This is a genomic window from Spiroplasma endosymbiont of Megaselia nigra, from assembly GCF_003987485.1.
Lineage (GTDB): Bacteria > Bacillota_I > Bacilli_A > Mycoplasmatales > Mycoplasmataceae > Spiroplasma.
In genome coordinates, this window is sequence record NZ_RCOO01000020.1 from 1 (window position 1) to 11,796 (window position 11,796).

12 protein-coding genes and 1 pseudogene are annotated in these 11,796 nt (G+C 26.8%); 5 read left to right on the top strand and 8 right to left on the bottom strand.

The features are described from left to right. Window positions 1-145 (top strand): annotated as a pseudogene (locus tag D9R21_RS07960) (IS30 family transposase); the annotation flags it as partial. Window positions 146-269: 124 nt separating this feature from the next. Here D9R21_RS07960 and D9R21_RS01850 read toward each other — a convergent pair. Then, entirely contained in the window at window positions 270-536 is a 267-nt protein-coding gene (locus tag D9R21_RS01850; RefSeq protein ID WP_126820862.1) for a hypothetical protein, read from the bottom strand. Between the two features lie 441 nt (window positions 537-977). Here D9R21_RS01850 and D9R21_RS01855 point away from each other — a divergent pair, with 441 nt between their 5' ends. Beyond that, window positions 978-1,193: a hypothetical protein gene (locus D9R21_RS01855; protein ID WP_126820863.1), complete on the top strand. Its 216-nt coding sequence runs from the start codon at window positions 978-980 to the stop codon at window positions 1,191-1,193. 420 nt (window positions 1,194-1,613) lie between these two features. On the opposite strand, the gene D9R21_RS01860 is transcribed toward D9R21_RS01855, so the two are convergent. Genes D9R21_RS01860 through sufC form a run of 6 tightly spaced genes read right to left on the bottom strand, consistent with a single transcriptional unit; the run spans window position 1,614 to window position 6,931 of the window. Further along, on the bottom strand, window positions 1,614-2,165 hold the full coding sequence (locus D9R21_RS01860; RefSeq protein WP_126820864.1) for a 5-formyltetrahydrofolate cyclo-ligase: 552 nt from the start codon (window positions 2,163-2,165) through the stop codon (window positions 1,614-1,616). Beyond that, window positions 2,165-3,577 (bottom strand): Fe-S cluster assembly protein SufB, encoded by a 1,413-nt coding sequence (gene sufB / locus D9R21_RS01865; RefSeq protein ID WP_126820865.1) that lies wholly within the window; start codon window positions 3,575-3,577, stop codon window positions 2,165-2,167. The genes D9R21_RS01860 and sufB overlap by 1 nt, the downstream gene beginning before the upstream one ends. A 20-nt stretch (window positions 3,578-3,597) precedes the next feature. Then, entirely contained in the window at window positions 3,598-4,050 is a 453-nt protein-coding gene (gene sufU, locus D9R21_RS01870; RefSeq protein WP_126820866.1) for a Fe-S cluster assembly sulfur transfer protein SufU, read from the bottom strand. Then, window positions 4,051-5,280, bottom strand: a complete 1,230-nt coding sequence (locus tag D9R21_RS01875) for an aminotransferase class V-fold PLP-dependent enzyme (RefSeq protein WP_126820867.1) — start codon at window positions 5,278-5,280, stop codon at window positions 4,051-4,053. It lies immediately after the preceding gene. A 2-nt stretch (window positions 5,281-5,282) separates the two neighbouring features. Next, a complete protein-coding gene (locus tag D9R21_RS01880) occupies window positions 5,283-6,113 on the bottom strand; it encodes a SufB/SufD family protein (protein WP_126820868.1) in 831 nt (276 codons plus the stop codon). A gap of 2 nt (window positions 6,114-6,115) precedes the next feature. Further along, on the bottom strand, window positions 6,116-6,931 hold the full coding sequence (gene sufC / locus D9R21_RS01885; RefSeq protein WP_126820869.1) for a Fe-S cluster assembly ATPase SufC: 816 nt from the start codon (window positions 6,929-6,931) through the stop codon (window positions 6,116-6,118). A gap of 189 nt (window positions 6,932-7,120) precedes the next feature. Here sufC and D9R21_RS01890 point away from each other — a divergent pair, with 189 nt between their 5' ends. The 3 genes from D9R21_RS01890 to D9R21_RS01900 all read left to right on the top strand — a co-directional run bounded on the left by D9R21_RS01890 (window position 7,121) and on the right by D9R21_RS01900 (window position 11,606). After that, the gene (locus D9R21_RS01890) at window positions 7,121-9,382 is read left to right on the top strand and encodes a hypothetical protein (RefSeq protein ID WP_126820870.1); all 2,262 of its coding nucleotides are present in this window, start codon (window positions 7,121-7,123) and stop codon (window positions 9,380-9,382) included. Next, window positions 9,382-11,097, top strand: a complete 1,716-nt coding sequence (locus D9R21_RS01895) for a lipoprotein (protein ID WP_126820871.1) — start codon at window positions 9,382-9,384, stop codon at window positions 11,095-11,097. Before D9R21_RS01890 ends, D9R21_RS01895 begins: the two co-directional genes overlap by 1 nt. A 92-nt stretch (window positions 11,098-11,189) precedes the next feature. After that, the gene (locus D9R21_RS01900; RefSeq protein ID WP_126820872.1) at window positions 11,190-11,606 is read left to right on the top strand and encodes an HIT family protein; all 417 of its coding nucleotides are present in this window, start codon (window positions 11,190-11,192) and stop codon (window positions 11,604-11,606) included. A 54-nt stretch (window positions 11,607-11,660) separates the two neighbouring features. On the opposite strand, the gene D9R21_RS08630 is transcribed toward D9R21_RS01900, so the two are convergent. Continuing rightward, window positions 11,661-11,795 (bottom strand): IS3 family transposase, encoded by a 135-nt coding sequence (locus D9R21_RS08630; protein WP_126820873.1) that lies wholly within the window; start codon window positions 11,793-11,795, stop codon window positions 11,661-11,663. Window position 11,796 lies beyond the last annotated feature (1 nt).

Genomic DNA, 11,796 nt, shown 5'->3' on the forward strand with positions numbered 1-11,796 from the left:
TAGATATTGACTGCCCAAGGGAACTGATTTTAATAATGTTAGTCAAAAAACGATAGATTGAATTGTTAATGTTATAAATGATAAACTCCGACCGTGTTTGAACTGAATAAGTGCAAAAACAATGTTTTTACAAAATATTAAATAAATTTATTAGTTAAAATTAATAAATTATTTTTCAGTGTGCTTAAATACATTTAAAAATAAAATGAAATAATAAAAATTTATTTTTTTTTAAAAAATGGTTGCAATTTAATAAAAATATTTTATTATTAACTTAGCAAGATATAAATTTGCCGTTTGTATCTACACAACGCCTTTAAAGTAAAATTAGCATATCTTGGATATTTTTTTGGTAGGTTTTCAAAAATAGATTGTTTATTATTATGCCTAATAACACCAAAATTAACATTATTTATCATTGCCATATAATTCTTCATTTCTTCTTCTAACTTAATTTGTCTTCTTCTATCTCGTTCTTGTTGTATTCTGTCACGTTCTTCTCGAATGTCATATTGTATAGCACCTATTAAGGGCATTACCGCTCCATTAAAAAAAATAAAAGTTAATAAACTAAATATTTTTTTTCATATTATCTTTTCTCCTTACTCATTATTTAATTCAAATAATATTATGTGACTATTAAACTAATAGGTTTTCTTATCTTGATAATTGTTATTATATTATTATATAGTGTTTAAATAACATTTAATGTAATTTATACATAATTTGATTTTTCATATATTATTACTTAATTATTAATATACTATAAATTCCAAACATTTTGTTATCTAATTTATAAATTTAAATTAAATAACAAAAAAAATAAGAAAGTTGTTTAATTTCTTTATTTTTTAAATTATTAAATATCTTCTTTATAAATATTTATGTTATTTAAAAAAATGAAAACTTTTTACTGTAAACAATAATGCTTTTGAATTATATTAAATTATATATAAAAAATCATAAAAAGAGGAAAAATGACAAATAATAACATAACTTCATATGAATACAATAATGAAAAAGAAAGAAGTAATTCTAAAATAGAAAATAATAGTGCTTGTTTGTCAGATTTATGTAAAATTGGAACAATTTTGGACATAATAACTGTTGGAGCTTTGATAGTTGTTAACTTCTTAAAGTTAATTTTAAAATATAGTAGCGGTGGGTTTTATTTATGCCAATGAAAACAATAGATAAAAACAGTTATTAATTAAAAAATATTGTTAATTTTAAATAAATATGATAAGATAAATGTTGTAAATAATTTTGAAAATGTAATATTTTCAAAATAAATGGCTTAATTAATAATTAAATCTAATAAGGAAATTTTAATATGGAATTTACATCAGAAATGAAAAACCATTTAAAAAAAATATATAAATCATTTAAAAAAGGTCTTAATAAGACTGCACCCCAAAAAGTAAGTAAAATTAAAAAAGAACTTTACTAAACTTTTAGAGGAGGTGCAGTCTTCCCAACATGCTTTTTATATAACAATCACTAAATTATTTATTTACAAAATAATTACACGACTCACACCCATGAGTTATATAGTAAATCAATATTTACTAACAACACGTAATAATGGTAAGTTCATTCTGGCTCCTTAATTTTTAAGCACTAATAATAATTTCTATTTTAGCATCGTGTTCTTCAACTGGCAAGGGGGTTGGCACTAACTGTTCAATAAATGCTAACCCAATCACAAGATGATAATAATTTTTTAAAAACCGATCATAATAGCCTTTCCCATATCCTAACCGAAAATTGTTTTGATCAAAAGCAACGATTGGAACAACAAGAACATCAATTTTTTCTGCATCAATTATTGGCAATGAATTTAATGGTTCATAAAGACCAAAACGTGAATTAAATTCTAAATAAGTTGTTAAATTGGTAATATGATAAAATTTTAAATTATTACCATCCATTCGTGGTAATAAAACATTAATTTTTAATGCAAATAATTGTTTAATAATAAAAATAGTATTAACTTCATTTTTGATTGAATAATAAAGAGCAATTGTTTTACTATTTTGTACACCCGGATGTTGAAAAAAAGTATTAAAAATCTGAGTTTCTTTTTGCTGTCGTAACTCATATGAAATCTTGCTTCTTACAAGCAATTTTTCTTGTCGAATTTCTTGCTTAGCACGAGTTATCATTAACCAACACTACCTTCCATATCCATTTTAATTAACTGATTTAATTCAACTGCATATTCCATTGGTAATTCTCTTGTAAATGGTTCTAAAAATCCCATAATAATCATTTCCAAAGCTTCTTGTTCTGATAAACCACGACTTTGTAAATAAAATAATTGTTCCTCAGAAACTTTACTTACTGTTGCTTCATGCTCAATTTGTGATTCATTATTATAAACTTTATTCTGAGGAATTGTATCGGAATGTGATTTTCCATCTATAATTAGAGTATCACATTCAACCCTAGCTTTTGAATACTGTGCTTTTGGTCCAATATGAACTAACCCACGATAGTTTGCTGTCCCACCATTAAAAGTCATTGATTTAGAAATAATTTTAGAAGAAGTATTTTTTCCCAAATGAATCATTTTTGAACCAGCATCTTGAATAACATTTTCCTTTGCTACCGCAATTGAAATACATTGTCCTTTACTATTATTTCCTTTTAAAATAACACTCGGATACTTCATATTAATTTTTGATCCAATATTACCATCAATTCATTCCATTTGACCATTTTCATCAACAATGCTACGCTTTGTTACTAAATTTAAAACATTATCACTCCAGTTTTGAACAGTTGTATAACGCATTTTTGCATTTTTTCCCACAAAAATTTCAACAATAGCAGCATGTAAAGAATCACGAGAATAAATTGGTGCTGTGCATCCTTCAATATAGTGTAATTCTGCATCATCATCAACAATAATTAATGTGCGTTCAAACTGACCACTATTCTGATAATTAATCCGGAAATAAGCCTGCAATGGTTTTTCTAATTTAACTCCCTTTGGAACATAAATAAATGATCCACCTGATCAAACAGCTCCATTTAAAGCAGCATATTTATTATCTGTATTTGGTACTAATGTTCCAAAATATTTTTTAAATAACGCTGGATATTGACGTAATGCGGCATCACAATCTAAAAAAATAATTCCTTTTTCTTCAACTTCTTTTAACATACTTCCATAAACTGGCTCACTATCATATTGAGCTTTAATTCCAGCTAAATATTCACGTTCGGCTTCTGGTAAACCTAACCGGTCAAAGGTTTTTTTAATTTTTTCAGGAACCTCATCTCATTTTGTTGCAATATGTTCTGTTGGTTTAATATAATAAATATACTCATCAAAATCTATAAATTCTAAGTTTGGCCCTCAACTTGGATTTTTTATTTTTAAAAAATTATGATATGACTGTAACCGATATTCTCGCATTCAATCTGGTTCATTTTTATGATCTGAAATTTCATTAATAATTGTTTCATTAAGACCTTTCCCAGTATTATAGTAAGAAATATCTCCATCATTAAAACCATATTTATAACTAGAAATTTCTTTAATTTCTTTTTCTTGCTTTAATTTTGGCATTAATAAGACCTCCTTTGGCATTAATCATTATCTGTTTTTAATAAATCTAATAATAATGTTTGAAAACCAGTAACACCAATTGTCGCACATTTAATTCGATTAGGTTGTTTTGCAATATTAATAAAAGCAATTAAATCGTTTAACTTGTTTTCATCATATTGTTTGTCAAAAACCATTGCTAAATAATTTTCAATAATTGCTAAACTATCCTTCATTGTTTTTCCTTCTAGTTCTTGCGCCATAATGTCACTTGATGCTTTTGAAATTGCACAACCAACACCGTCAAACCGAGCACTTATAATTTTATTCCCTTCAATCATTAATTCTAAATAAATATCATCAATACATGATTCAGAAGCTTGATGAATTGAATAAACTGTTGGTTTCTTTGTTAAACCTTTGTATTGTGGTTCTGAATAATGGTCCATAATAATTTGTCGTAAAAACATTGGGTCATTTTTATTAAATTCCATTTAAACCAACCTTCCTAAAAAATCTTTCTCATTTGCAAGTGCCGATACTAACAAATCAATATCTTCATAACTATTATAAATTGAAAAACTAGCTCTAATTGTATTTTTCTCTGGAATAACAGTACCAATTAACCGCGCACAATGATCACCACTCCGAACAGTAATCTTATTGCGGCTTCCTAAATGCATTGTAACATCCTGACAAAAAACATTTTTAATATTAAAAACTAATGTTGGTCCCTTGCTATCAGGATTATAAATTATTGCTTTATCTTTTAATTTTTTATTAAACTGTTGAATTGCATATTGTTTTAACTGATGATTATATTTAATAATTTCTGTTAAAGTAAGGCTATTAACAAAATCAATTGCTGCTCCAAAACCAAAAATATCAGCAATATTAGCTGAACCCGCTTCTAACCGGTCTGGTAATTTTTTTAAACTATAATATAAACCATTATTATCAATTCGAGTATTCATACCACCGCCAACAATTAACGGCTGTAATTGTAGCAATAATTCTTCTTTTCCTCATAAAATCCCAATTCCAGTTGGACCAAAAATTTTATGGGCTGAAAAAGTAATAAAATCAGCATTTCACTTTTGAACATCAGTTGGCATATGAATAACACCCTGTGCACAATCAATCACAACAATTATTTCCGGATTAATTTTTTTAATCATTGTAACAATTGATGTTGGATCATTTTCATATCCTAAAATATTTGGCACATTAGCAAAAGAAACAATCTTTGTTTTAGCAGTAATAACTGTTGCTAATTGTTTTAAATCAATTTGAAAATTTATTTCTGGTAAAAACTTAACAACTGCTTTTTTTTCTTGTGCCATCCGATATCACGGTAAAATATTTGCACCATGTTCTTGTTTTGTAATTAGAATCTCATCACCCGCTGTAATCTTTGAACTTAAACCATATGCAATTTGGTTTAATCCATAAGTTGCTCCAGGGACAAAAATAACTTCTGAAACCTTTTTAGCATTAATAAAATGCTGAAGTTTCTGACGAACAAGTTCATATTTAACATTTGTTTTATATCCTAAATCACTATCAGTATTATGCGGATTAGTTCCATAATTTGTATAATAATCATTAATAGCATCAATAACAACTTGTGGTTTTAAGCTAGTAGCAGCACTATCAAGATAAATTTGCTCAGAATTATTTTTAAAAAAAGGAAATTGTTTTTTAATTTCTCTATAATCAATCATCATTATTCTCCAATTTCTGTATCAATTTCATCAATAATATTTTTTTGTAATTCCTCATCCTCAATTGCATCAATCACATTTTTTAAATAACCCATACAAATTAATTTTCGAGCCTGCGTTATTGTCAAACCTCTTGTTTGTAAATAAAAGATTTGCTTTGGGTCTAGCATCCCAACCGCATTAGCATGACTTGCTTTAATATCATTTTCATCAATTAACAAAATCGGATCAGAAATTGCTTTTGAAGTTTTATCAAAAACTAGTAATCGTAATTCTTGATGAGCTTCTGATTTACCCATTGTTTTTTCAATATGACTAGTACATTTAACAGTTTGTAATGAATTATCTTTTGCAATTGAGTAAGTTTTAATTTCACTTTCGGTTGCTGGGGCTAAATGATGAGCATAAATAATCGCATTTTTATGATATTCATGTGTTGACAGACTTGCCAAATAATATTTAATAGCACTACGTTTACCCCGCAAATTGAAGGTAATGTTCTCAGTAATACTACTATTAACAATATTTAAGTGATAAATATTAACTTGTGCTTTTTCTAATAAGTTATAAAAAAGATTAGCTATTTGTTCACATTCACGATTTTTGTAAATATTAATAATATTAATTTGACTATTAGCAGGAATATTGTAGTTAATTGTTACTTCTGAAGTTAAATTTAAAAAAAACAAAAAAGTTTCATTAACAAGATTAGTAGCAAAATTAATATTAATAACTTCACCAGCTTTATTATTCGTAAATGTTAATTTGGGTGTTGTTGCATCAATAGTAAAATTGTCACCAATAAGTTTTTGTTCATTCATTAAAACTTGCATTTTTACTTACCTTTTTGAGCAGCACACCCAATTCCCGCTAAAGGTTTAACACCCCTTTGTTTATTTTCTACTGTTAAATCTAATTCTTGTAATAATCATTCGTATCCCTCTTCGTTAATTTTTTTAACTAAATTATAATCTCCACTTTTAACAATTTTACCCGTAACAATAACATGAGCATGTGTTGGTTGCACTAAATTAAAAAAGCGATCATAATGGGACACAATAATTGCAGCAAAATGCTTATTTCGCATTTTATTTAACTCAGTACTAACAACATTTAAAGCATCAACATCTAAACCTGAATCAATTTCATCAATTAAAGCTAAAGATGGGCTTAATAAATTTAACTGTAAAATCTCATTTTTTTTCTTTTCTCCCCCTGAAAAACCAGTATTTAAATAACGACGAATCATACTATCATCAATTTTTAATTTTTTAATATTACGGTTAATATCTTGGTATAATTCTGGTAATTTAATTGGTGAATAACGATGAGTATTAATAATTGCTTTTAAAAAATCTAAATTTAAAACTCCAGAAATTTCAACTGGTGATTGCATTGCAAAAAATATTCCCATTTTACTTCGTTCATCAACCGTTTTGTTTAAAATACTTTCCCCATCAATTAAAATATCCCCACTTTCAACAGTATAACTAGGATGCCCCATAATTGTTGATAGTAAAGTTGATTTTCCATTTCCATTAGGCCCCATTAAAGCATGAATTTCATTAACATTAACAGTTAAATTTAAACCATTTAAAATAATATCATTATCAGCAGAAACAAATAAATCTTTGATTTCAATTTTTTTCACTTTAGCCCCTCCTTTGAAAATATGTATTATATTAGTCCCGAAGTGAAATTATCTTTATTTTTTAATTAATAAAGTCTACTTTTATTGTACAATAAAAGTAGACTTTATTATATTTTTTTAATAAAATATAGTTAGTATTTTTTATCAAAAAGTACAAAAATAAAAAGTCAAGAGGAAGGATGAACTAAAATGAAAAAACTTTTATCATCACTAAGCAGTATGATATTAGTGGGCGCAACCGCATTTGGAACGGCGGCTTGTAGTACTAAAGAAAAAAATAATCAACATAAAAATGAAAATGGTGATAGCATTTGGGCATGAATTCCAGGAATTTTTGGTGGTAAAAAAATCACTTCTCCTGATATTTGAAATGTCTTAGAAAATCCATTTGTAGATGCCGGAAATGGAAAATGAACAAATGATCCAACCCAATGAGATGGCGCAACAAGAATCAAAATGTCAGTTAAATTAATGCAAATTTTAAGCGTTGCGATTTTAGCGAACCCTGATAAATTTTTTGTATCAAAAGAAACTACAATCGGTGATATTGCTGATTATAAAAATTTAAAAGACATTTTAAAAACACAATGACAATTACTAATCACAAATACAAATAATACTGTTGAGAGAAAGAAACAAAGTTTTAAAGACAGTGAGAAAAAAAATTGAGAAAAAAAATATCATGATTTTTTAGATTCAAACTATAAAGATATCAGCGGTGCTAGTGGCAACAAAAAATATGAAATTGAAGAACAAAATTATAAAGCTGCCATTATGACAACTGGTGCTGATGGCGGAATTAGTGCAACACAAATGTTAACTAATGTTTTATTAAATAACAATATGCGTGTATACAGACAAAATAACACTGAAAGCGCAGTTATAATTTTAAGGGATTTTGCTAGTTTCCTTAAAAACGGAAATAAAGCAGACGATTGAAATACTGACAATCAAAATTTACGTACTCAATTGGCATTAGCTTTTAGTTGAAATGAAGATGAAAAAAAATTTATTGATAATCTATCAAACTTAACAATCGCTGAAATTAATACTCGTATTAATACAATTGCAACAGATTTAGGAACTTTTAATTATAAAATTACGGAATATATGAGTAAGCATCCACCAGTTGCAACACCTATTTTTAAAAATTCATCTAAAACATCAGTTGGTACTCCTGAATTAAGTGAAACATATGATGTTGGGCAACTATCATTATTTCAAAAATATATAATTGAAAAATGATTCCAAAATGAAAAACCTTTAGCAATTTCAAAAATAACATATGCTTTTAAATCCGGAGCAACACCAACTGATACTGGTTTTACAGCAGATAGTTTTGATGAAACAACAAAAACACAAATTAATAAAGATTTAGGAACTTTATCCTCAGCTAAAAGTTGAGAAGACTTTACTACTAACAGTGAAGGTACAGTTACTCCATCATCAGATTTATTAACTTTAAGTACACAAGCTGATGCTGTTAAATCAAATATTTTAAAATCAAGTGTATATAATAGCATTAATGCACCTGATGAAACTACACCTGATGAAACTACACCTGTTGATATAAATGGTGCGGTAAGTAAAATTAATCGTAGAAATCCAACCGATCCAATTAGTGCTGCCTGAAAAATTAGTAATACTAATGATATTGTTATTAGTTTCTTTGATACAAATGGTTTAAACTTAGTTCATATTGATGGCCACGAATATCTAAAGAATGCTGACCCAACATCATACGACGCTTATGATAGCAATTGACAATTTAAAAGTTTAAATTATTCAAGTAATTTTTATAGTTCATTAACAGATAAATCAAAAATCATGACAGTTGACAAAGCAAAACAAAAGATGAATACACAATTTAGTAATGCTCAATACTTATGATATTTAGTAAATCGTAGTTTAGTAAATAGCAATAATAACAGTAAACTAAAATTTAATGTTTTAAATGAAGTTAAAAAATATGCTACATTAAGTTCTGGTTCTGGTTCAACTGATGATAAAACATGATGATTTTGAATTTATGACTTTTTCAATAATTTTAATAATAAAATCTTAACAAATGGTGCTGGTCCTCAAGAATGATTGAAAAACTTTCTTACTTTTAAAGATTCAGAAAAACATGAGACAAATCATGATTGATTTATTTCAATTATTAATGCAGTGTCAACTAATTTATCAGGAGGTGCTGTTCAACGTTTATACAGTAGTTTTGAAGCAAAAAATAAAACAATTGAAGGATATAAAATGGGAGGACCCGCTGCTAAGATTGATCCAAAAACTATTGTTGAAAAAATTAGTAACGCAAAAGTATGACATGAAGAAATTGATTTAAATTACACAAAATCAACTGTTTTTGCAGAAACTCCATTATGAGTGTATCAATTCACTCCTGTAATAACAGATCCAATAAAATATTTTTATAAAATAGGAGGTAGACGATAATGAAAAAACTACTAAGTATTTTAGGAGCAATGTCTATTCTTTCTTCTACTGGCACAAGTCTTTATGCATGTGCAAAAAAAGATTTTGAAAGATTTACCGACCCCGCAATTGCTGATGAAGTTAAACGTTGAATTATTGCACAAATTAATTCAGAAAATGAATCAAATGTTGTCAAATATTCATTTAATGACATTTTCACTAAAGCAGCCCTAAAAGAAATGGCTGTAAGATTATTAGATACTAATATTTCAAAATTTTTCTATGCTTCAGAAGAAGCAACAAGAGCACGTTATACCGGAGTAACAATTGATGTTAACCAACCTGATTCATTATTAATAAAACAATTTATTAACTTTGTTGAGCAAGTTGCACTTGATAATTTAAGTACAAAATACTTTACTGGAATTTCTAATTCAACACCTTTAGAAACAACAATTGCAGGACAAGGATATGCACCTGATTATCAATCAGAAGGTTGATATGTTGGCGGTACTCAATCATATTTCTGAAAAAGAACAGATAAACCAAATTATATGAAATCAAGAAAAGAGCAAGTAGAAGCTAATTTCGAAATTAAAAGTAAAAGTGCTGGAGCTAATTATACTGACTTTAATGCAATGTCAGAAAATGAAAAAAAAGTTGCATTAAAAGTTCGGTTTAAAGATTATTATACACATGTTGAAGTACCAGCAGTTATTGATAAAATTATTACTGCAACATACTTACACCAAAACGAGATTAAGCGCTATGGTAGCGGAGATAATAGTTCAATTTATCTAAATCGAAATAGTGCATTATTTAATGCTATTCAATCATGAGATACCATTAGTGGAGCACGATGAAAATCATATGTTAAAATGGTGTGAGAATTAAAACTAGATAAAGAAGAATTAGACAAATTATTTAATAATAAAGATACAGATAAAGGACCATTAGCAAATGTTGAACAATTAAATTCTGATTTAACTAATAATCAGGATATTTTAATAAAAAAACTTAAAAACATGTTTAATGAGAAAAACCAAAGTAAAATCTTTAATAATATGATTAAAGATGGAATTGATCCAATTTTTGGGATTAGTGGTTTTAAGGGATTTGTTGGAATTGATAAAAATAAAAACCCAAATGATATTTTTACAACTTTAAACAATGCTGATGCATATAAACAAAAAATTATTGACACAGAAACACCAGGTATTATAAAATCAGGTGAGGGAACAGACCCTTCAAGTTACCAATTCTTAGATACAAATAAAAGATACGGGTCAGTTGTCTTAGTATTACCAATTTATGCTGTTGATTTAATGAAAAATATGAATATTAATTATAAAAATGATAATAAAAACAATAAAGAATTATTATTAACTTGATACGGGTCGGGAGGAACACCAACTGATTTAGATCAAGCTTGATTAGCACAACAAGGTGGTATTAAGCGTTCATTATCATGATTATATAATGAAAAAGGTTATTTAGAAACATACAATGAAAATGGTGAAGCTCTTTATAATGAAGATGGAACACCAGTTGACATTACAAAAAATATTAAAGGTCAAATCCTAAAATGAATTGAATATACTTTTGCACAACAACAAAATTTACAAACAGCAGCAAAAACAAGATTATATTCCTTAGCCTTTGCCAATAATCCAGAAAATGTTTATTCACAAACTTTGTATGATGCAATCGGATCATATATTATTAAAGAAGATTAAAAAAATCTTCTTTTTTTATATTAAAAATAACTTAATTAATCAACGATAGTAGTTATTTGATATAATTAATTACATGGGGAGTTGAAATTAATATGAATGAAAACAATTGTATTTTTTGTGAAATTATTGCCCAAAAAATACCAAGTAAAAAAATTTATGAAAATAACTTAGTTTATGCTTTTTTAGATTCATTCCCCAATAGTGATGGTCATACCTTAGTTATTCCAAAAAAGCACTTTGAATATTATAGTGTTACTGATGATGAGTACTTAACAGAAGTTGCTAAAATTGGAAAAATAATTGCCCAGAAAATTTATCAAACATTAAAACCTGTTGGAATTAATTATGTTAGCAATGAAAAAAGTGAAGCTTTTCAAAAGGTTTTTCATTATCATCTTCATATTATTCCAAAATATCAAAAAGATGAAGGATATAACTTTAAGATTAACGTTGATAAAGAAAAACTACGTGATTTGGCAGAAATTCAACAAATGTTAATCTTAAAATAAAAAAAGTATTTATAAGCAAAATTGCACAGTTTCAAATAACTGAGAATTATTTTTTTAATTTAAAATGCTTTTTAATTCAAATTGAATTGGAGGCATTTTTAATTTTAAAACCCTTCTATAATTATTATACTCAACAATATAATTATCTATCATATTTTTTAGCTCATTAAAATTTTTGTATTTTGTTATA